Source organism: Neoasaia chiangmaiensis (assembly GCF_002005465.1).
GTDB lineage: Bacteria > Pseudomonadota > Alphaproteobacteria > Acetobacterales > Acetobacteraceae > Neoasaia > Neoasaia chiangmaiensis.
Window position 1 is genome coordinate 680,548 of record NZ_CP014691.1, and the last position, 21,385, is coordinate 701,932.

Here is a 21,385-nt window from a genome sequence, read left to right on the forward strand (position 1 = left end):
AGTCGGACACGAAACGAAAAACGCCGTTATCGGAGCCTCGACCATGGACATTCCCTCGAATCACTCCAATCACGATGCTCTCTGGTTGCCATTCACCGCGAACCGACAGTTCCGCTCAACACCCCGCATGCTCGTTTCGGCGCACGGCATGTATTACAAGGACGATCGCGGCCACGACGTTCTCGATGGATGCGCGGGCCTTTGGTGCGTGAACGCCGGGCATACACGCCCGCGTATCGTCGAAGCCGTGCAGAAAACCGTGGCGACGCTCGATTTCGCCCCGGCCTTCCAGATGGGCCACCCATTGGCATTCGAAGCCGCTGACCGCGTCGCGCGGCTGGCACCCGGCAATCTGAATCATGTCTTCTTCTGCAATTCCGGATCGGAAGCCGGCGACTCAGCCCTGAAGATCGCACTGGCCTATCAGCGCCTGCGCGGCGAAGGCACACGCACACGGTTGATCGGCCGGGAACGCGGCTATCACGGCGTCGGATTCGGGGGCATATCGGTCGGCGGCATCTCCGGCAATCGCAAGCTTTACGGAACGATGCTGGGCGGCGTGGACCATCTGCCTCATACCCTCGATCTTGAACGGAACGCATTTTCGCGCGGCCAACCCGAACATGGCGCGGAACTGGCGGATGCGCTGGAACGCATCGTGACCCTGCACGATGCCTCCACGATTGCAGCCGTCATCGTCGAGCCCATGGCAGGATCCACGGGCGTTCTCCCCGCGCCGAAAGGCTATCTGAAACGTTTGCGCGACATCTGCACAAAGCACGGCATCCTGCTGATTTTCGACGAAGTTATCACCGGATTCGGTCGCCTCGGCGCATCGTTCGCCGCTGAAAAATATGGCATTGTCCCGGATATCATGACGGTCGCCAAAGGCATCACAAACGGCACCGTGCCGATGGGTGCGAACATCGTTTCCGATACGGTGTTCGATGCCTTTATGCAGGGACCACCCGAGGCAATCGACCTGCCGCACGGCTACACCTACACCGCGCATCCCATTGCTTGCGCCGCCGCAATCGCAACACTGGACACCTACGCAGAGGAGCATCTGTTCGAACGCGCCGCGGCACTGACGCCTTACTTCGAAGACGCCGCCCACAGTCTTCGTGGCCTGCCGAACGTGGTCGACATTCGGAACGAAGGACTTGTCGCCGGGATCGAACTGGCACCACGCGATGCGAAGACAACCCGCGCCTACGAGATTTTCGATCGCGCGTTCCATGAAGGCGTCCTGCTGCGCTACACAGGCGATATCGTCGCCGTCTCACCGCCATTGATCGTTGAAAAGGCGGAAATCGATCGGATATTCGAGACAATCGGTCGCCTGATACGACAGGTGGCATGAACGGCCCCGGGGACAACCGGCCTCGCTCTTCGTCACGGACCAGGAACATTCCAATCTCCGTCTTCACCTCGTAACGATAGCGTGCCAATCTCGAAAACGATGACGCACGCTACCGATCCCGCTCTCTACAACGACGATCTTGCGCCGATCCCCGTCGAGAAGCGGGACTGGACCTGGATCAACATGGCGACGGTGTGGATGGGCATGGTCCATAACATCGTGGTCTATGAGGGCGCCGCCGGCCTCATGGCGCTGGGCTTTTCCGCCTGGGAGTGCATGGAAGTCGTTGCCGTCTCCTATATGGTCCTGTTCGTGGCCATGTGGTTCAATGCCCGCGCGGGAACGCGATACGGCATACCGTTCTGCGTCCTGATCCGCTCGGCCTTCGGTCCTTTCGGCGCTCAACTTCCTGTCGTATTGCGCGGATTTTGCGCGATTTTCTGGTTCTCGGTTCAGGCATTTGCCGCCACGCAGGCCATCGACGCCATTGTCGGAACCGTCTGGCCCTGGTGGAACACGCTCGCCATGCCCTTGCTCGGCATGTCGCTTCACCGCTGGGGCGCTCTATGCCTGGTGTGGGCGTTGCACGTCTGGGTGATGAACCATGGCGTCACGCGCATTCGCAACTTCGAGCTGGTCGCAGGTCCCCTCGTCATCGTCATCGGTGCCATGGCAACCGGGTGGGCCCTGCATGTCGGCCATGGTCTGGGGCCACTTTTCGCCGTGCCATCGCGCTTGCACGGTTCAGCTTTTACGCTGGCTTTCGCCGAGGGTGTCACAGGTATGATCGGCATGTGGGCAACCTTCGCCGTCAACATCCCGGACCTGTCACGTTTCGTCCGCTCACAGCGCGATCAGGTTCTGGGTCAGGCGATCGGCCTGCCCGTGACCGCGTTGGTCTTCACGCCGATGGCGATCATCACAACATCCGCCACGGTATTGCTGTTCGGTCGACCGATCTGGAATCCCGTCGAGTTGTTGCTGGCCTTAAATCACCCGGTAGTCACGGTCCTGGGTGGTGCTGTCATCGTTCTGGCCACGCTGTCGGTCAACGTCGTCGCCAACATCATGCCGGCCTGTTACGACCTCATCAATCTCGCGCCGCAAACGCTGAACTTCCGTCGCGCCGGGTTTCTCGTACTCGTTCTGGGATTGCTCTTCATGCCCTGGCTTTGGTTCAGCGAGGCCGAGAGCATCTATCGCGTGCTGGACATCATCAGCGGCCTGCTCGGTCCCGTCACGGGCATCATGCTCGCGGACTATTTCGTGCTCAGACGCCAAAATCTCGTCGTCGCCGACCTCTATCGCCGTGACGGGCGTTATGCCGGGCGTCACGGCTGGCACCTCCCGGCGCCAGTCGCATTTGTCGTCGGCGGCGTATGCGCCAACATCGGAATCATCATTCCGGCCCTGGCATCCGTCGGCAGCGTTTCATGGTTCGTCGGACTTGGCGTCGCGGCCGCGCTTTACCTTGCGCTCGCCGGGAGGAAAGCGCGGCATGCGTGATCCTGCAGAACCTCACCCGAAGCGCGATCCAGTCCATGTGCCGCATCATCCAGCAAGATGAAGCTTCCATGCGTCGGTATGACAACCAACGTATGGGCGCGCATTTCGGTCTGGGGTGACGACAGGCTATCCGCCAGAACCCTGAACGGTGAACGATCCAGATCCGGCAGGCGAATGGCGCGATAATGATGACCTTCGACCGCCTGTGGCAGGTCCGACCACATGGGCCCGATCAGCCCGTCCTGTGCATCCAGACTGCGCCGTGTCTCCGCCGTCATACAATCAATATGAATATGCAGTTGGTCTTGCGACCGACCGGGCTTTGAGTTGATGGCGAGCGACAGCGCATCGGTAGGAAGCGTGACGCCGTAGGCCTTCGAAACGCGATCTCGCTCCAGCCATGCCAACGCGAAATAATTCGGCGTCCCAGGCTGCAACAGGGCCGGGCTTTCGATGCCGCTCATCCTGACTGTCGGCATCAGCAGATACTGGCCCTTGCCTTCAAGACTATGAAGCAGGGCATAGCCGGCTTTGGCGTCATACACAGCGCATGGACGACCGCCGATCGCACAACGCTCGTGAACGATTTTCCACAGCGCATCCGGGTCACGTTCATGGACAGCGGCACAACCGGCCACGACCAGCCCCACCAACACCGCAAGGCCGGTCAGTCGGCTATTTCTCGACAAAGATATTTTCGACACAAATCAACTTTCACGCATGATCGTCGGCACGCCCATCGCCTGCCCCAACCGCTCCAGTCGGCGACGGACGCTCCCGCCCACGATGCGCCGGTCTTCCGGCGTCAACGACAGCAGCAGGGCGCCGTCCTCCAACGCCAGCGATGTTCCGTGCAACAGCGCGGATGTACCACCGCAAAGCGTATAGGCCAGACGCAACGCAAGACCGAGCTGAACGGCCGCCGCAAGCAGTACCCGATCCAGCAGGAAACGGGACGGCTCCAGCAACGCATCCGAAGTATCGGTTTCGTAACGGATAGCCAGCGTCATGGCAACGAAGGCCCGCGCCGTATGGTCGAAGCCCACGCCGTGCATGCGCAGGACACGAAGGTAAGTCTGGGCGCCGCGATATTCCGGATGGTCGTAGGATCCGATATCGGACATCGCACAACTCAACGACCGAAGGCGACGCAGACGGTCGCTCTCACAGGAGAATAGCGGCGCAGTCCACGCAATCAGGTCGGCAGGCAACTGCGCGCTGCGGCTTAGTCGCCCCGCCATTTCGGCGGCCAAAGCCTCACAAGGCTCCAGATCCGCCACTGATGAGGCGACCTTGCGCATGTACCAGCCTTCCCGCAGACCATCGACACTGAAAACGACTTCCGATGGCTGCGCGACAAGCATCAACTGCTCCAGCACGGTCGCCGCAAATGGCACGTCATCCAGACGCTTCTTCGGAACGCCAGGTAGTTTCTCAAGCGTTTTCTTTCCGCTTTTAAGAAGCCACGCCACCATTTCCCGTGCCTGCGGCGCCGTCATCGTAAAGAGATGCACGATATTGAGTGGATACTGCGTCCGCGCGATCTGCAGTCGCGCAAGCGCCCGAAATGCACCGCCGACGAGATAGAGAGGCTTCCCCCGAATACCTTCCAGCCACGCGACCGCGGTCAAATCCTGGCGCGCAAGATCGCGTGCCCTCCCAATGCTGGCATCGGCACGATCGGAGAGGCGAATGACACCCAGTGGCGTGGTGCAGGCGTCCTGATGGCGGCCTTCTGCAATGCGAATCAGTTCCAGTGATCCACCACCGATATCGGCGACAAGACCGTCGGCCATCGGCATACCGCACAGGACGCCAGTCGCCGAGTAATCCGCTTCTTCCTCGCCGGAAATCACCCGTATGGGCACATCCGGCATACGCTCCTGCACGGCACGCACGAAATCCGGACCATTAGTGGCATCGCGCACCGCCGCCGTGGCGATCACCTCGAAAGGATCGGCATTCATTGATCGGGCGATCGCATGGAAGCGGCTCATGACATCCATCGCCAGCGCCACACCCTCCTCGTTCAGCTTGCCCGTCGCCTCAAGGCCGCGCCCCAGTCTCAGCGTGGCTTTTTCGTTGAAAATCGGAACAGGGTTGCGCGTGATCCCCTCGAACACCACCAGCCGAACCGAATTGGAGCCGAGATCGACAATCGCGGCCCGCTGATGGTCGGTCGGATGGCTCGCGGCGTTTTCGGCAGCATTCATGTCCGTTATCAATCCTCCAAAATCCGATCCTGACGCACCCGCCGTGTCATCGCGGGTGGAAGATTCTGCTTCTCGCGTGCCGCTGACCCCCTGCCGGACAGGGACGGGTTATGCATGAAATAGTCGTGCGCCGAAAATGGTTGGGCACCAGGATGCACGCGCCGCCAGTGCCCATCGGCCGCCAAAAGCCAGGACTGAAGATTATCCTTGAGGTCCATGGTCATGATCTGCCCGAGGATCTGCGCATGAACCGTCGGGTTGACGATCGGGACCATGGCCTCCACCCGCCAATCCAGATTGCGCACCATCCAGTCGGCGGAAGATATATAGAGCTTGGCGTTGCGCGAGGGCATGCGGTGGCCGTTGCCGAATGCGAAGATACGCGCATGTTCGAGAAAACGCCCCACGATGGAACGCACTTCGATATTCTCGGACAACCCCGGCACACCCGGACGAAGGCAACATATACCACGCACGATGGCCGCGATCTTCACGCCTGCATTGGATGCGGCATACAGCGCATCGATCAGTTCCGGGTCGACTAGACTGTTCATCTTCAGCCAGATCCGCGCCGGCCTGCCTGCCTGGGCATGCGCGATCTCATCAGCAATCAACCGCAGGAGCGTCTTGCGCAACGTGATCGGCGCAAAGGCGATCGCCTCCATCTCCGCCGGAGCAGCATACCCCGTCATGTAATTGAACAGGCGTGCGGAATCCGCCGTCAGTCGCGCATCGCACGTGAAGAACGACAGATCGGTATAGATACGGGCCGTAATGGGGTGATAATTGCCCGTGCCGAAATGCGCATACGATCGCAGAACGCCCCCTTCACGACGCACGACAAGGCTCAGCTTTGCATGCGTCTTGAGGTTGACGAACCCGAAGACCACCTGCACGCCCGCAGCCTCCAGAGCCCGTGAAAGGCGGATGTTGGCCTCCTCGTCGAACCGCGCGCGAAGTTCGATCATCGCTGTCACGGATTTGCCCGATTCCGCCGCCTCGATCAGGGCCCGCACGATCGGGCTGTCGCGCGAAGTCCGGTAAAGCGTCTGCTTGATCGCCACGACATTCGGATCGAGCGCTGCCTGCTTGAGGAACTGCACGACCACATCGAAGCTCTCGAAGGGATGGTGCACGACGATGTCTTTCGCGCGGATCGCCGCGAAGCAATCACCATCGAAGTCGAGAATGCGTTCGGGGAAACGCGGGGTATAGGGTGGAAAAACCAGATCGGGCCGGTCGTCCACGATCATCTGTTTCAGGTCGACGACCGCGACCATATCGGTCTGAACGAAGATGTCCTCTTCCGAGACATCCAGCTCCTCGCCGAATTCACGGCCAAGGGCGAGCGGCAATTTCGCATCGATCGCAAGGTGAACACCCACTCCCCGTCGTCGCTGTTTGAGCGCCGTCTCATAGGAGCGCACCAGATCCTCCGCCTCGTCCTCGAACTCGACATCCGAATCACGGATAACGCGGATCACGCCCCCTTCGGCGATTTCCATTCCCGGAAACAATCGCCCGATGAACAGCCGGATGACATCTTCCAGCAGCACGAAACGCGAAACGGAACGCGTATCGGCCTTGCTGCGCGGACCGGTCGGCAAGCGGATGAACCGATTGAGCTGCGACGGCAGAAGGATCAGCGCATCCATCGTGAATGTGGCACTGCCGGGCTTGCGCAGCCGCAATGCCAGCGCGAGCCCCAGATTGGGAATGAACGGCATCGGATGGGAAGGATCGACGGCCAGCGGCGTGAGAACGGGGAAAATGCGCTCCTCAAAGATCGCGGCGAGTTCGGCACGCTCCCTGTCGGACATTTTTTCGGGCGCGATCAGCCGTATGCCGGCCTCGGAAAGTTCAGCCCGCAAATGGCGCCATATACGCTGCTGCTCCTGGAGCAGGCGCGCCAGTTTCTTGCGCACCAACGCCAACTGCTGCGTCGGCGTCAGTCCATCCGGCGACGTTGTGACCAGCCCCTCGCGCACCTGTCCGACAAGCCCCGCCACCCGGACGGAATAGAATTCATCCAGATTGCTGGCGCTGATAGACAGGAAGCGAACACGCTCGAGCAGCGGATTACGCGCATTTTCGGCCTCCTCGATCACGCGCTGATTGAAATCGAGCCAGGAATTCTCGCGATTCAGGAAGCGGGATGGATGCGTCAGCATGTCGCCCTCGGGCAATTCGAAGACCGGAACACTGCGGCGCTTGCGCCGTGTCGATGTTCTGCGTCCCGACGTCGATGTATCCTTCACAGCATTGTTCGGGGTGGTTGAAGACGCATTATTGTCCATCGTCACGTTAGCTTGCCCTGTCGAAAAACCTGCTGCGACCATCCGTTGGCCTCCGGAACCTGTCAAACGACCGGACCCGTTGCCGCCTCATCTATCATGAAATCGTCATCATCATCGTATGCCGAACCATCAGGGGCCAGCAGATCGGCCAGCACAAGCTGGGCAAATGCGCGCGTGACCGGACGGCCATGCGTCAGGGCCGCCTCGTCCAGTCGCTGCACGGCCTGAAGGATCGCGCTGCCCGTGCGCGGCAGATGCTGCCAGAGCCAATCGACGACGGGCTGGGGCACCACCAGTTGCCGCTCTGCCAGAAGCCGCAGCAGCAGTGTTGCCCGAAGCCGGTCATCCGGACGCGCGATCGCGACGGCCGCGATGGCGCGCAGACGGCTGGCGAGGTCGGGCAAGGCGACATCCAGTCGCGCGGGCGGCACGCGCGCTGCCAGCAAAAGACGCACCCTTTTCTCGCGGGCGCGATTCAGCAGATGCAGAAGCGCACGCTCATCCCTACAGGATTCGAGGCTGTCGATCGCCAGAGCCGCGCAGGCAGGATCGTCCCGCAACAGCGTTTCCGAATCGAGATGCCGTGCGTCCACAACAGGCGCGGCCATCCGGTCGGCCCAAACATGCAGCAGATGCGTCTTGCCGCTCCCCTCCGGTCCCCAGAGCCAGAGCCGTCGATCGGGCCAGTTCATCTGGGCGAGCCAGGTCCGGGCCGCCGCGTTGGAGACCGCGGGCACGAATCGCGCTGCCGTCAGGTCCTGTGGCGGACGCAGGGCAAGGGTCAGTTGACGGCGCGCGGACGATGCAGCATCGCCACGTTCATCCCCCACCATTCGATCCTCCCCCTTCCGGCGCTTTGCGGCACGAAACGCTTCCTCTAGAAGATTGCCGATACACGACCATCGACCGTCTAGCGAGAGCATCATCATGACCCTACCCGATTCTCCCTCCACGAACGGCGCAAGCTATCGAGCGGCAGGAGTCGATATCGAGGCAGGGGACGCGCTGGTCGAGGCCATCAAGCCCGCCGCGAAAGCAACCGACCGCCCCGGCACGATGGGTGGGCTTGGCGGGTTCGGCGCCTTGTTCGACCTGAAGGCCGCGGGCTTCACCGATCCCGTTCTCGTCAGCTGCACCGACGGCGTCGGCACGAAGCTGATGGTCGCCATCGAAAGCGGACAGCACGATACCGTCGGCATCGACCTCGTGGCGATGTGCGTGAACGACCTTGTCGTGCAGGGTGCGCAGCCGCTTTTCTTCCTCGACTATCTCGCCACCGGCAAGCTGGCGGTCGAAGACGCGGCGCGCGTGGTGCGCGGCATCGCACAGGCCTGCAAGGAAACCGATTGCGCCCTCGTCGGCGGAGAAACGGCGGAAATGCCGGGCATGTATGCGCCGGGCCATTACGATCTCGCAGGCTTCAGCGTCGGCGCGGCGGAACGCACGGCGTTGCTGCCGTCCGGCATTGCGGCGGGCGACACGCTTATCGCGCTTCCCTCCTCCGGCGTGCATTCCAATGGCTATTCCCTGGTGCGCGAGATCGTGCGCCGCAGCGGACTGGCCTGGGATGCGCCCGCACCGTTTGCCCCCGGTGAGACGCTGGCGCAGGCACTGCTCAAGCCAACGGCTCTTTATGTGCGCAGTGTCATGGCATTGCATCGTGCAGGGCTGCTGCATGGCTGCGCCCATATCACGGGCGGCGGCCTCCCCGGCAATCTCCCGCGCGTTCTCCCCGAAGGACTTGGCGTGCGGATCGACGGCAGCAGCTGGCCCGTCCCGCCGGTCTTCAACTGGCTGGCCACCACCGGCGCGGTCGATCCAACGGAGATGCTGCGCGTCTTCAACTGTGGCGTCGGCATGGTCCTCGTGACACCCAGACCCGACGATGTTCTGGCGGCGCTGGCCGCGCGAGGGGAAACCGGCTACGTCATCGGTCACGTCGTCTCGGGCGGCCAGACCTACGAATTAAGCAACACGCCCGATTTTGCCGCATGACGAAACATCCCATCGCGATCCTGATCAGTGGCCGCGGGAGCAACATGCGCTCGCTGATCGATGCCTGCGCGCAGCCGGATTACCCGGCGCGCATCGCGCTGGTGCTCAGCAATCGGCCGGATGCGCCGGGGCTGGAGACCGCGCGCGAAGCTGGCCTGAATACCGTTGCGATCGACCACAAGCCCTTTGGCAAGGACCGGGCCGCGCATGAAAGAGCGGTTAATGCCGCGTTGCGCGACGCCGGGGTGGAGATCGTCTGCCTCGCCGGATACATGCGTGTGCTGACGCCCTATCTCGTCCACGCATGGCAGGGCCGGATGCTCAATATCCATCCCAGCCTGCTGCCGGCTTTTCCCGGACTGCATACTCATGCCGCCGCAATCGCGGCAGGTGCTTCAACACACGGATGCACGGTTCATCTGGTGACGGACGGGGTGGACGAAGGACCGATCCTCGGTCAGGCCGACGTGCCGGTCCTGAAGGACGATTCACCGGATACCCTTGCGGCGCGCGTCCTATCGCAGGAACATGTTCTCTATCCGGCAGTGCTGGCCCAGTTCTGCGAAACCCTCGACACTCACCAGTAGCGTGCTGATAAAGCGGTGACACTGGCGCCGATGGCCACGCCCAGCGTCACGCCGGTGAGCCCGAGGCTGGCGGCCATTCGCCATCCCGGAGCGGAAACAGGCGGTGGCCCGGCAGGCAATGCCAGAGAGGCAAAAAGCGCAAGCGGAATGAAATAGCGTCCCTGTATGCCGTCGATATGATCGTAGCCCACCACGGTCCACGCGACATACAACGCAAGGGAAACAGCCCAGACCGACACCGCTACGACAGCCAGAATGGCTCCCGCCTGCATGACGCCTCTCAGCCTGTCTTCCCGCGCACGATGAAATAGACAATAGGCCAGGACACCCGCAAAGAGGCACTCCATCACCCTGTAGGACCAATTGGGCAAAAAGGCATCGACCCAGCCGAGCACGCCGAAAAACTGCTGGATGAAATTGCGCGCAAACAATTCGTACGTCCGGATGACGACATGACAGGTCGCGCGCGGATGACTGACGATAAAATGCACCTGTTGCCCGGCATCGACACCGGTGCCATGCAGGAAGGGCACGCCAGCGGCCCGCACGCCGACATGAAGCCATAAGGCAGCGATCAGGACGCCCGGCACAATCGCCAGCACCACCGACCGCCATTTCGCCGTCGATCCGAGAATGGCCGGCAATATCAGAAGCGGCGCATAGGGCAGCTTCGAAGCAACAATGCAGCCGAGCATGAGGCCCACACCTGTGGAAGCCAGCGGCGAGAAACCACTCCGAAGCCGCCAGCGCCCCATAAGAGCGACGCAAAGGGCGCTGCTGACGATCAACATGCCATCCTGGGAACAGGAGGCACACAAACCCAGCGTCATGGGCATTGACAGAATAAAAGCCAATGCCAGCCGCAACGCGCCGGGCGCCAGAACAAGCGCCAGGGTGCCGATCGCCGCACAGATCAGGACATTCGCAATCCGCGCCAGATAGAACGATTCCTCAACGCTCAAATCCAGTATGCGTCCCACATCCACCCCAACGGCCGCCGCCAGATAGAATGCAGGCGGATACAGAACCGTATTGGGAAATCCGGCTTTCATCCGTTCCGGCGTCCACGCGATCCGGTTTATTTCCCGCAATCGCGCCAGCGAAACCTTGCGCTCCATATGAAAGGGAATGTCGTCGAAGGCATGGGCGAAACGAAAAGCCGCCGTGGGCACCTCGCCACCACTATCGTAAGGGTTCAACCTTGCGCCGACGAAATGCCCTTCCCCGACCTGAACCACGCGCAAAAAATGATTCTGCTCGTCCGGAGACTGGATCGGCGGGGTAAGGAACACCAGAAGAAGAAGGAACGGCAACGCAACCGCACACCAGAGCGTCCCGATCTGTCGATCGGAAAACATCAACGCCGCATACGCTCCGAACGCATTCACCCGTTTCATCGACCGACAGGCAGCCAGTAGAAAGCCATGATCGCCCGCTGCGCCGTCATGGCACCAGCCACCATAAACCCCCCCAGAAAAACAGCCTGTCGCAAGGGTGTCCGGCCTACCGGCAACCCTTCCGGCGATTGCGGAAACAGCAGCGTCATCATGATGGCAATGGGAATGAAGTATCGCCCCTGAATACCTTCGATCAATGGTGCCGCGACCGGCGTCCAGATCATGTATAGCGCCATGAACACGGCCAGAATGCTGCCCGCCAGAATGCCCCCGGTTGCGGCATTGCGCCAGGAGACGAGGCCCTTCCCCGTCTTGCCAATGCCGCTCAACGCCGCCACGAGCAATGCCACTACCGCAGCCCCGTCAGACACCGCGCCAAGATCGACCTGTAACCGCCCCAGAACCCCAACGAACTGGCGCATATACGTCCACCCCATCAGGCGGAGGGTCGACGCAAGAATATGCGCCACGTGCAACGGATGCCGCACCACATACATAAGTTGCACGGGCGCCGCGACATGGTCCGCAACACGAAAACCAACTTTTGCCGGATGGGTGAAAAGGACTGTACATATCAGGGGAACCAGCATGGCCAGACAACTGGCCACGACAGCCATGCGCATTTTATGACGACCGGCGCTCATACATGTCATGGGCAGGAATGCCAAAGGCAGATAGGCCGGTTTGGCGGCGATGACCAATCCCAGCAGCAGCGCCGTCGCGATCAGACCCCGATCCGTCGTGCAGCGGCCAAGACCCACCGCCACGAGCGCCGCCGTCGCAATCTGCACGCCATCCTGTGCGCAGGACACGAAAAGACCCATGTCCATCGGCAGCGACAGCAGCAGGGCAAGAAGCAGCCGCGCACGTGTCGCCCAGGCAATCGCACAGGCACCCAGAAAGCTTGCCGTCAGCAACACCGCCAGCCTTGCGCAAAGATAGGCGAAAAAAACCGGTGCACCGAGCACCCGGGCGATACCTAGCGCAACAGCCGAGGGAAAATAAAAGAATGGCGGATAGATCGCGGTATTCGGATAACCGGCCGGCACGTAAGGGCCATCGAAGCGCGCCCGTGTATCGCCGATCAGATTGACGAAAGCATAAGGACGGCGTGGCGGATAGACCGTGTTGTTCGCTGTCCAAGCAAAGCGGACCAGACCTTCCGAAAGAAGGGAACCTGCGTCATGTGCATTGAGCCGATGCGCGACCCAATCGCCTTGCGATATCGCCTCGGCTTTCAACAGATGCGTCAGTTCGTCGGGCATCTGGAGAGGCGGCAGTGTCAGAAGAAGAGTGATACCGCAGAGCGGCATCAGGACGAGATAGGTCAGTGCTAACCGGTCTCGTCCGATGAAGAGCAGGATGGCGCGAAACAGATCGCCCGTGCGTCCGAAGCGCGCCATCGCCGCAGGCTGGATATTACGCCAGGATTTCGGTCTCGGCAAAGAAGAACGCGATCTCGTTCTTCGCATTCTCCAGGCTGTCCGAACCATGGACGGAGTTGGCTTCGATGCTCTCGGCATACAGCTTGCGCACCGTGCCCTCAGCCGCCTGCGCCGGGTTGGTGGCGCCCATCACGTCACGATGATGCGCGACCGCGTTCTCACCCTGCAGAACCTGAACCACAACCGGCTCGGCGATCATGGACGCCACGAGGCTGCCATAAAACGGGCGCTCGGCATGAACGGCGTAGAAAGCCTTCGCCTGCGCTTCGGTCAGCTGAATACGCTTCTGCGCGACAATCCGCAGACCCGCATCTTCGAACACGGCATTGATCTTGCCGGTCAGGTTGCGCTTCGTCGCGTCGGGCTTGAGAATGGAAAGCGTGCGTTCGATGGCCATGGCCGTCTCCTTCGTGCATCGGAGTCCCCGCGCCGATACGTGGGCCGTCCGAGAAAAACTGCGCTGCCCTTTACCGCAGTTTCAACGCGCCCGAAAGCGGCTGCCAGGACAAACGGGAAAAAAGAAGCACGCCCCTCTGCAAGACGCGCCGCCCTTCCGGTATGACAGCCCTATCCCAAAGCGAACAGAGAACGACGACGCCGTGAGCCTTTTGACCATCACCGATCTGACGCTACGCATCGCCGGGCGGACCCTGCTCGACAACGCGTCGCTCAGCATCGATCCCGGCCGGAAAATCGGCCTTGTCGGTCGCAACGGCGCCGGGAAGTCCACCCTGCTCGCGGCCATCGCGGGCGACATCGCGCCCGATGGCGGCAACATCGTCCTGTCCAGTCGCGCCAGCATGGGCCGCGTGAAGCAGGAGACGCCCTCCGGCGACCGATCGTTGATCGATACCGTTCTTTCCGGCCATCTCGAACGCGAAGCCCTGCTGCACGAAGCGGAAACGACACAGGACGCAACGCGCCTTGCCGACGTGCACGAACGTCTTCTCGCAATCGACGCCCATGCGGCACCGGCGCGCGCGGCGGCCATCCTCTCCGGCCTCGGCTTCGACCAGGATGCGCAGCAGCGCCCCGTCTCCGATTTCTCCGGCGGCTGGCGGATGCGCGTCGCACTCGCGACGGCGCTGTTCCTCAATCCGGACCTGCTGCTGCTGGACGAGCCGACCAATCACCTCGATATCGAGGCCACGATCTGGCTCGAAGGCTGGCTCAGGAATTACGGCGGATCGGCGCTGATCGTCAGTCACGACCGGTCCCTGCTCGACAACGTGGTGGATGCGATCGCCCATCTGGATCGCGGCAAGCTGTCGCTCACGCCCGGCGGCTACGAGGAATTCGTGCGCATCCGCACGGAACAGGCCCTTCAGCAGAACCGCGCCGCCGAACGCCTCGCGGCACAGCGCGCTCACATGCAGTCTTTCGTCGATCGTTTCCGCGCGAAGGCCACCAAGGCACGACAGGCACAGGCCCGCCTGAAGGCGCTCGAACGCCTGCCGCAGATCGAGTCCGTGATCGAGGATACGCCAACGCGCTTCTCCTTCCCCGAACCCTCGGCACTGCCGCCACCGATGTTGACGATGGACAAGGTCAGCATCGGCTATGACGGTCGCGTGGTCCTGCGCAATCTGTCGCTTCGCCTGGACATGGATGACCGGATCGCACTGCTGGGCCAGAACGGGCGGGGCAAATCGACCTTCGCCAAGCTTCTGGCCGGGCGCCTCGCCCCCATGCATGGATCGGTCCAGCATTCGCCGAAAATGCGGATCGGCTATTTCGCCCAGCATCAAAGCGACGAGTTGATTTTGACCGACACGCCGATCGACCACATGGCCCGCGCCATGCAGGATGCCACGCCTGTCGCGGTTCGCGCGCAACTGGCACGCTTCGGCCTCGATGCCGCACGGGCTGAATCAAGGGTGGGCGACCTCTCCGGCGGCGAGAAAGCCCGTCTTTTGCTCGCGCTGGCGACACGCGATGCCCCCCACCTGCTCCTGCTCGACGAGCCGACGAATCATCTGGACCTCGATGCGCGCGACGCCCTGATCCGCGCGCTGGCGGATTTCGAAGGCGCCGTCGTACTCATCAGTCATGATTCTCATCTCGTGGAATCCGTGGCCGATCGACTCTGGCTCGTCGAGGACGGCACGATCGCTCCCTTCGACGGCGACATGAGCGCATATCGGACATGGCTTGTGGAGCGTGCCCGAAAAGCGGCGGCAGGCAACGAGAACGCGCCGGACAATGACGGCAGCGGCCGCAAGGAAGCACGGCGCGACCGTGCCGAAATCCGCCGCGCCCAGGCGCCGCTTCGCAAGGAGGCGCGTGCGGCGGAAGCCCTGCTCGGCCAGCTTCACAAGGAACGCGCGCTCATCGAGAAACGTCTCGCCGATCCCGCACTTTATGACGCGGGCGATACGCGTGAGATCACCACGCTGAACACACGCCTCGCAGCGTTGACCGCCGAGGAAGCCGCGGCGGAAGAACGCTGGCTGAATGCGGAAAGCCAGCTCGAAGAAGCAGAACCCAGCTAAGGCAACATCTGAAAAATTCCATACAGACAGTTGTTTCAAAAAAATATCCTTCAGCTGCTCTCCTGAGTGCGTCCCTCTTTCGAAAACTATGTTTCCAAACTTCACCGTTGATCAAAACGTTCATTCAGCTCATCCCTTTAGGGTCGAAAAATCAAACCCATGCCTTCTGACGTCACACCTTCGTCCGATCATTCTCCCCAGCGGGATCTCTCCCATATCTTTCGATTGTTGCGCTTCACGCTGATCGTCACGGTCGCTGTCATCGCCATCTGGCTCCTGGGCGATGTGCTGACGGTTGTTTTCGCCGCAACGCTGGTGGCCGTCGTCCTTCACGGACTGGCCCGCGCGCTGCGGCGCAAGTTTCCCATTCCCTATCAGCTTGCGGTGGGATTGGTTGCACTCATCGTTCTTCTGGCAATCGTCGCCCTTGTTTATTTCAGCGGGCCGCAAATCGGCGATCAGTTCATGCGCCTGAAACAGGCGTTGATAACCCAAGCAGGCGATCTGAAAGGCCGGCTCGGGCAGTCGAGCTGGGGCCAGTTTGCCCTTGATCACCTGCCAAGCAGCCTCGGCGGTAACGAATCCAGTAGCAACAGCAGTGGCATATTCGGAACCGGACTGGCGAGCTCCGTCACCGGCATTCTCAGCAGCGCCTTTGGTTTGCTCGGCACCATCGCGGTCGTCCTGATCGCGGGACTCTATTTCGCCATGTCGCCCGCCCTCTACGTGGACGGTACGCTTCGGCTCGTGCCACCGGGCCATCGACCTCTTGTTCGTAAATTGCTGCTCGCGGCGGGTGCGACACTGTGGTCATGGACGATTGGACAGGCTTTCGACATGCTGGTCGTCGGACTTGCTTCCGGTATCGGCCTGACCATTATCGGCGTTCCGCTCGCGCTCGCGCTGGGTGTCGTCGCAGGGTTGTGCAACTTCATCCCCTATATCGGCGCCATTCTCGGGGCCGTACCCGCCATCCTGATCGCGCTGTCCGATGGCACCCGCGAGGGCCTGACGGTTGCCGGCCTGTATGCCGTCATCCAGTTTCTGGAAGGCAACGTGCTGGCGCCGTTCATCCAACGCCATGCCGTGCATATGCCGCCGGCGCTGGCGATCCTGTCCCAGACAGTCTTCGGTTCCATCCTCGGTATTCCGGGCCTGATCCTGGCATCGCCCCTGACGGCGGCGTTGCTGGTCGTCGGCGACAAGGCCACCGCCCCGCTGGACGACGATATTCGCGTCGGCAGTGATGTCGGCGAGACATGTGAACCGGAAGCGGAAAAGAAGAAATACGCCTGATCAATCAAGACGCGTTCATTGCGCGAGATTTCGCAATGAACGCATCAATCTCAGGGCGCGAGACTGCGCCGATACGGCTGCTGCTGAACCAGTCGACGCATAACATCGAAGTCCTCGTCTTCGAACGCATGCAGGCGGAAAGGCGCGGTCGGCGAAGATTGGACGACAGCCGTATCGTTCCAGTCCGCGCTACTTACACCCGTCCATAAGGTGATCGTATAGGCTTCGCCCTGCTGCGGCACGATATGCAGGATCGCATCGCCGGTCGACGGCGTCTTGGTGGTGAGCGGTCCCCATCCGTGTTTATGGGCATGGAGCCACTGGTCGAGGGCCGTGACCTCATCGGCGCTGAGCACGCGCTGCTGACGTTCCGGACCGGTCGTGAGGGTCGCGCTGGCAACATGCTGGAAGTTCATCGGCCGCAAATCGGGCAAGGCGAATACCCAGATCAGCCCCGACGTTCCCAGAACAATCGCCAGGAACGCCACGACCAGAAGTGTTTCCTTTCTCATGCCGCGCCATTCTCCAGTGCGGCACAGGTGGCAACGGCATCAATCACGCGTTGTACTTCCTCGTCAGTCAGTTCAGGATGAATCGGCAAGGCCAGAACATGCTCGCCGAGCGATTCGGCTACTGGAAGCCGGACGGTTTCATCGTGCTGGTCGCGATAGGCAGGCTGAAAATGAAGCGGGCGTGGGTAATAGATCGCGCTCGGCACGCCCTTTTCACGCAGATGAGCTTGCAGGGCGTCACGCGTGGCCGCGTCGGGCAGCGTAATACAATAGATCGCCCACGCGCTTTGCGATTGTGGTACGCGAGCCGGGATCGAGACATAAGGCTGCAAACCGGCATCGTAGGCGCAGGCGATCGCTTCCCGTCGGGCCAGTTCATCATCGAAAGCATCCAGCTTCGCCAGCAGGACCGCCGCCTGCAAGGTGTCGATGCGCCCATTGATCCCGATACGCAGCACCTCATAACGCGTGCGCCCCTCGCCATGGGTCCGCAGCGAACGATAGAGCTCGGCCCGTTCAGGATCGTCCGTCAGGATTGCGCCGCCATCGCCATAGCCACCCAATGGCTTGGAAGGAAAGAATGACAGCGTTGTCGCCATGGCCTCCCGGCCGAGCTTCCGGCCGTGATAGGAGCCGCCGAAGGACTGCGCACAGTCATCGACCAATGTCAGACCATACCGATCCGCGATGGCGCGGAGCTGATCCCATGGTGCCGGCTGTCCAAAAAGATCCACGCCGATAACCACTCTTGGTTCAAGGTCATCCTGCGCAAGGACAGCATCGATCCGCGACACCAGACTCTCTGGCGAAATCTGGAAAGTCTTCGGATCCACATCGACGAATACCGGCGTCGCGCCCAGCAACAAGACCACTTCCGCCGTCGCGGTATAGGTGAAAGCGGGCAGGAACACAGCATCGCCCGGCCCGATCTCCTCCCCCATCAACACCATGAGCAGGGCATCCGTCCCCGAGGAGACTCCAATGGCATGGGCGGCACCACAATAGGCCGCCAGGCGCCCTTCGAGTTCCTCGACCTCCGGGCCCATAACAAACCGGCAGTGACGCATCACGGCATCGACACGCCGCTGAATGGTATCACCGAGACGCGCCTGCTGACGCGGCAGGTCGAGGAACGCGATGGGAGAATTACGGGTCATGACGCGACCATCCTTCTGACGCAGCGAGCCGACAGCTCTTCTGCGCCTCTACTGACACAATTTTACAAATTTGCCGATATCCAGGCTTTCTGGACCTTGCCTTCCGGATTGTGCTCGAATTCCGGCACCAGCAGATGGAGAATCTCAAGGGCTCGGGCAACATCGCCCCTCCTGCAGGCGTCACGCAGCCGGTCGAGCGATGTCGCTGCGGCATCAAGATCGACCGTACGCGGCGTTGCGATTCGAAGCCCCGCGGCATCGGTGGGAACCGGCGCCTCGCGCCCATGGAAGAGTTCCTCGAACAGCTTCTCACCGGGACGCAACCCTGTCACCCGGATCGCAATATCCTCTTCCGGCCGCAGTCCCGCCAACCGGATCATCTGCCGTGCCAGATCGAGGATGCGCACGGGCTCACCCATATCCAGCACGAAGATGCCGCCGTCCCGAAGGCGAACATCCGTCTCATCAGCGCTTTCCCGATGCGCGGTTCCCCGGACGCTGGCCTGTAGAACCAGCCCCACCGCCTCCGGCACTGTCATGAAGTAACGGGTCATGTCCGGATGCGTGATGGTCAGCGGCCCGCCATTGGCCAGTTGCCGCTGGAACAGCGGCACGACGGACCCTGTCGATCCCAGGACATTGCCGAAACGCACGGTAACGCAAAGCAACCCGCCATCACCCTGACGGCGCGACTGCTTGTCCAGCGCCTGACAGTAGATTTCCGCGCAACGTTTGCTCGCCCCCATCAGGCTGGACGGATTGACGGCCTTGTCACTGGAGATCAGCACCATCGCCTGGGCCCCATGCCGCGCCGCTGCATCGGCCACGATACGCGTGCCGATGACGTTCGTCAGAATCCCCTCGCAGGGATTGGCCTCAACGATCGGTACATGCTTCAGCGCCGCCGCATGAAAAACAAGCGCCGGACGGTAATGCTCGAAAACCGCCTCCATACGCGCTTGATCCCGAATATCGGCGACGATCACCTGCCGCGCCACTTCGGGATAACTCTCGGAAAGTTCGAGATCGATCTGCCAGAGCGCGAACTCGCCATGATCGAGCAAAAGCAGCAGGCTCGGCCCCAGTGACGCGATCTGTCGCACAAGCTCCGATCCGATCGTTCCGCCCGCGCCCGTGACAAGCACGACGCGCTCGCCGATAAGGCGCGCCATGCCATCCAGATCCAGCGGCACCTGAGGCCGGTTCAGCAGATCCTCCAGCGCGATCGGCCGCAACTCGACCCGCGCCGCCGGTTGCAGACTGGTCAGCGACGGCGTGCGCTTGACGCTCACCCCATGTTCCTGCGCCGCTTCGAACACCCGCGACAGTGCCGCGCCGCGCAGATCGGGATCGGTCAAAACAATCTCCTGCGGCAAGGGACCGCGCCAGCGCGCCAGCAGCCCGGCGCAATCGTCGATCGTACCCAGGATCGGCGTATTATGGATACGCCGCCCCGTTTGACCGGAGGCCTCGGTCAGCAATCCCATGACCTGATAGCGCTGCAAGCTGTCCCGCTCGATCGCACGCATGAACAGATCGGCGCCCAGATCGGAACCCAGCAGCAGCACGCGGGTATATGCACCCGAGCCCTGTTGCCGCCACCGCGCGGCAAGGCGTGTTGCCATGCGCACGGCGCCAAGCCCGCATAGCAGGACAAGGGCATGAATGACCGGAAATGTCGGCGATGGCAGAGGGTAACCCGTCAGTCGCAAACCAATGGCGAAGAGCAGGGCACTGGCCACGGAAGCTCCGGCGATTCCGACCAGATCGGCCAGCCCCGAAAAACGCCAGTACTGTTGCGGCACCCTGAATGGCAGCCCACTGACAAAAAGCGTGATCGCACCGCCGGCAATGAACCAGAGCGGATGCAGCAGGCCTCCATAAGGCTCAGCCAGAAAGCGCGCGATCGGCGCCGCGGAGGCCGATACGACGCCATCGAGCACGATATTCAGCGCGATCCGGCCAGTTGGGCGGCGACGCGGGCGCGTTGGGACGGATGACGGCATGTCATTCGGGGATTGTTGCAGAGGCTTCACACGCATCTTATAGCGCCGAAAGACATCCTGTCGCGATGTCTGTCATAATCCACCCTATCGCAATCTTCCCGGAAGGCACCCGCAAGCGCATGCTCTGGCCGTTATTCGTTTTGATCGTCGCCATGTTGCTCTGCGCTTTTCTGGTCCAGTTCATGATGCATGTCGGCGTCATGGATATACCAGGACATCGCAGTTCGCACGACCGGCCGATTCCGAAAGGCGGCGGCGTGGGCATCGTGACCGCCTTCGCTCTTGGCCTGCCGATATTACGGGCCGCCGTCGGCCTGCCGCCTCTGACATCCGAGACGCTGTGCCTCCTGTGCGGCACGGTGTTCCTGGCTGTCGTCTCGTGGCTGGACGACATGTATTCATTCCCCGCCCGCCACAAGCTGCTGGCGCAGGCTGTGGCTTCATGCCTGATCCTCGGTGCGGCTGGCTGGATAGGGTCGTCGATGTGGCATCTGGCAATACCGGGGCTGATCTGGCTGCTATACATCACCAATGCCACGAATTTCATCGATGGAATCAACGGTCTGGCGTCTGGCAGCCTGATGATCGCAAGCGCCGTCTTGGGCCTTGTGTTCCTGGCGCACCACGATACCGCAAGCGCATTGCCCGCCGTCATGCTTGCCGCCTGCCTGCTGGCTTTCCTGCCCTTCAATTTCCCCAGGGCAAGCATCTTCATGGGCGATGTCGGCAGCCAGGGCGCCGGCCTCGTCATGGGCTGGATGGGCCTTGTCGCACTCGACACCCTGTCCGAACCCCTGCTCGTCCCCATGCTGATGTCCGGCATCCTGTACGATGTCGCTTTCACGCTTGTCCGGCGCGCCATCGCAGGCGCCCGTCTGTCGCAGGCACATCGAAGCCATCTTTATCAGCTTGCCGTTCGCAGCGGCTCGTCGCCCATTCTTGTTACGACGCTTTACTGGTGCTTCGTCGTATGGGGCGGCATCGTGGCGTGGTCCGGGAGCACGACGTCTGTCGCCATCGTGGCAATCATGGTGCCGCAGATCATCTGGACAGTCGTAACCATCCACCGCGCCCGCCAGTTGATCTCACAGCCATGGTGACAAAAAAGGGGTCATGCCA

17 protein-coding genes are annotated in these 21,385 nt (G+C 61.7%); 7 read left to right on the forward strand and 10 right to left on the reverse strand.

Features of this window, described 5'->3' with window-relative positions; genetic code table 11:
* Nucleotides 1–43: 43 nt before the first annotated feature.
* Nucleotides 44–1,363: an aspartate aminotransferase family protein gene (locus tag A0U93_RS03270; protein ID WP_077806080.1), complete on the forward strand. Its 1,320-nt coding sequence runs from the start codon at nt 44–46 to the stop codon at nt 1,361–1,363.
* Nucleotides 1,364–1,462: 99 nt separating this feature from the next.
* A complete protein-coding gene (locus tag A0U93_RS03275; protein WP_077806081.1) occupies nt 1,463–2,869 on the forward strand; it encodes an NCS1 family nucleobase:cation symporter-1 in 1,407 nt (468 codons plus the stop codon).
* Here the strand turns inward: A0U93_RS03275 and A0U93_RS03280 are convergent.
* The 4 genes from A0U93_RS03280 to A0U93_RS03295 all read right to left on the reverse strand — a co-directional run bounded on the left by A0U93_RS03280 (nt 2,830) and on the right by A0U93_RS03295 (nt 8,212).
* The gene (locus tag A0U93_RS03280; RefSeq protein WP_077806082.1) at nt 2,830–3,573 is read right to left on the reverse strand and encodes a CDP-diacylglycerol diphosphatase; all 744 of its coding nucleotides are present in this window, start codon (nt 3,571–3,573) and stop codon (nt 2,830–2,832) included. The two genes, A0U93_RS03275 and A0U93_RS03280, sit on opposite strands and share 40 nt — an antisense overlap.
* 3 nt (nt 3,574–3,576) lie before the next feature.
* Nucleotides 3,577–5,082 carry a Ppx/GppA family phosphatase gene (locus tag A0U93_RS03285; protein WP_077806083.1) on the reverse strand — a complete coding sequence of 502 codons (1,506 nt, stop codon included), beginning with the start codon at nt 5,080–5,082 and terminating at the stop codon, nt 3,577–3,579.
* Between the two features lie 8 nt (nt 5,083–5,090).
* On the reverse strand, nt 5,091–7,253 hold the full coding sequence (locus A0U93_RS03290; protein WP_245825237.1) for an RNA degradosome polyphosphate kinase: 2,163 nt from the start codon (nt 7,251–7,253) through the stop codon (nt 5,091–5,093).
* A 188-nt stretch (nt 7,254–7,441) separates the two neighbouring features.
* The gene (locus A0U93_RS03295) at nt 7,442–8,212 is read right to left on the reverse strand and encodes an HdaA/DnaA family protein (RefSeq protein ID WP_077806085.1); all 771 of its coding nucleotides are present in this window, start codon (nt 8,210–8,212) and stop codon (nt 7,442–7,444) included.
* 94 nt (nt 8,213–8,306) lie between these two features.
* Here A0U93_RS03295 and purM point away from each other — a divergent pair, with 94 nt between their 5' ends.
* Both purM and purN read left to right on the forward strand, forming a co-directional pair.
* Entirely contained in the window at nt 8,307–9,374 is a 1,068-nt protein-coding gene (purM, locus tag A0U93_RS03300) for a phosphoribosylformylglycinamidine cyclo-ligase (protein ID WP_077806086.1), read from the forward strand.
* Nucleotides 9,371–9,961 (forward strand): phosphoribosylglycinamide formyltransferase, encoded by a 591-nt coding sequence (gene purN, locus A0U93_RS03305; protein WP_077806087.1) that lies wholly within the window; start codon nt 9,371–9,373, stop codon nt 9,959–9,961. The genes purM and purN overlap by 4 nt, the downstream gene beginning before the upstream one ends.
* Here purN and A0U93_RS03310 read toward each other — a convergent pair.
* From A0U93_RS03310 to ndk, 3 genes are read right to left on the reverse strand one after another with little or no spacing between them, the layout of a single operon-like run.
* Nucleotides 9,952–11,358: a DUF2142 domain-containing protein gene (locus A0U93_RS03310; RefSeq protein ID WP_077806088.1), complete on the reverse strand. Its 1,407-nt coding sequence runs from the start codon at nt 11,356–11,358 to the stop codon at nt 9,952–9,954. The genes purN and A0U93_RS03310 overlap by 10 nt on opposite strands.
* Nucleotides 11,355–12,761, reverse strand: a complete 1,407-nt coding sequence (locus A0U93_RS03315; protein WP_169852684.1) for a DUF2142 domain-containing protein — start codon at nt 12,759–12,761, stop codon at nt 11,355–11,357. The genes A0U93_RS03310 and A0U93_RS03315 overlap by 4 nt, the downstream gene beginning before the upstream one ends.
* Before the next feature lie 16 nt (nt 12,762–12,777).
* Nucleotides 12,778–13,200, reverse strand: a complete 423-nt coding sequence (gene ndk / locus A0U93_RS03320) for a nucleoside-diphosphate kinase (protein ID WP_077806090.1) — start codon at nt 13,198–13,200, stop codon at nt 12,778–12,780.
* A gap of 202 nt (nt 13,201–13,402) precedes the next feature.
* On the opposite strand from ndk, the gene A0U93_RS03325 reads away from it, so the two are divergent.
* Together A0U93_RS03325 and A0U93_RS03330 are read left to right on the forward strand one after the other, a co-directional pair.
* Entirely contained in the window at nt 13,403–15,295 is a 1,893-nt protein-coding gene (locus tag A0U93_RS03325; RefSeq protein WP_077808297.1) for an ABC-F family ATP-binding cassette domain-containing protein, read from the forward strand.
* Nucleotides 15,296–15,454: 159 nt separating this feature from the next.
* Entirely contained in the window at nt 15,455–16,591 is a 1,137-nt protein-coding gene (locus A0U93_RS03330; RefSeq protein WP_077806091.1) for an AI-2E family transporter, read from the forward strand.
* Between the two features lie 50 nt (nt 16,592–16,641).
* Here A0U93_RS03330 and A0U93_RS03335 read toward each other — a convergent pair whose 3' ends face one another.
* The 3 genes from A0U93_RS03335 to A0U93_RS03345 form a co-directional block, all read right to left on the reverse strand.
* Nucleotides 16,642–17,103: a hypothetical protein gene (locus tag A0U93_RS03335; protein WP_077806092.1), complete on the reverse strand. Its 462-nt coding sequence runs from the start codon at nt 17,101–17,103 to the stop codon at nt 16,642–16,644.
* Entirely contained in the window at nt 17,100–18,260 is a 1,161-nt protein-coding gene (locus A0U93_RS03340; protein WP_077806093.1) for a DegT/DnrJ/EryC1/StrS family aminotransferase, read from the reverse strand. The genes A0U93_RS03335 and A0U93_RS03340 overlap by 4 nt, the downstream gene beginning before the upstream one ends.
* 62 nt (nt 18,261–18,322) lie before the next feature.
* Nucleotides 18,323–20,266 carry a polysaccharide biosynthesis protein gene (locus tag A0U93_RS03345; RefSeq protein ID WP_077808298.1) on the reverse strand — a complete coding sequence of 648 codons (1,944 nt, stop codon included), beginning with the start codon at nt 20,264–20,266 and terminating at the stop codon, nt 18,323–18,325.
* 65 nt (nt 20,267–20,331) lie between these two features.
* Here A0U93_RS03345 and A0U93_RS03350 point away from each other — a divergent pair, with 65 nt between their 5' ends.
* Entirely contained in the window at nt 20,332–21,366 is a 1,035-nt protein-coding gene (locus A0U93_RS03350) for a glycosyltransferase family 4 protein (RefSeq protein ID WP_245825063.1), read from the forward strand.
* Nucleotides 21,367–21,385 lie beyond the last annotated feature (19 nt).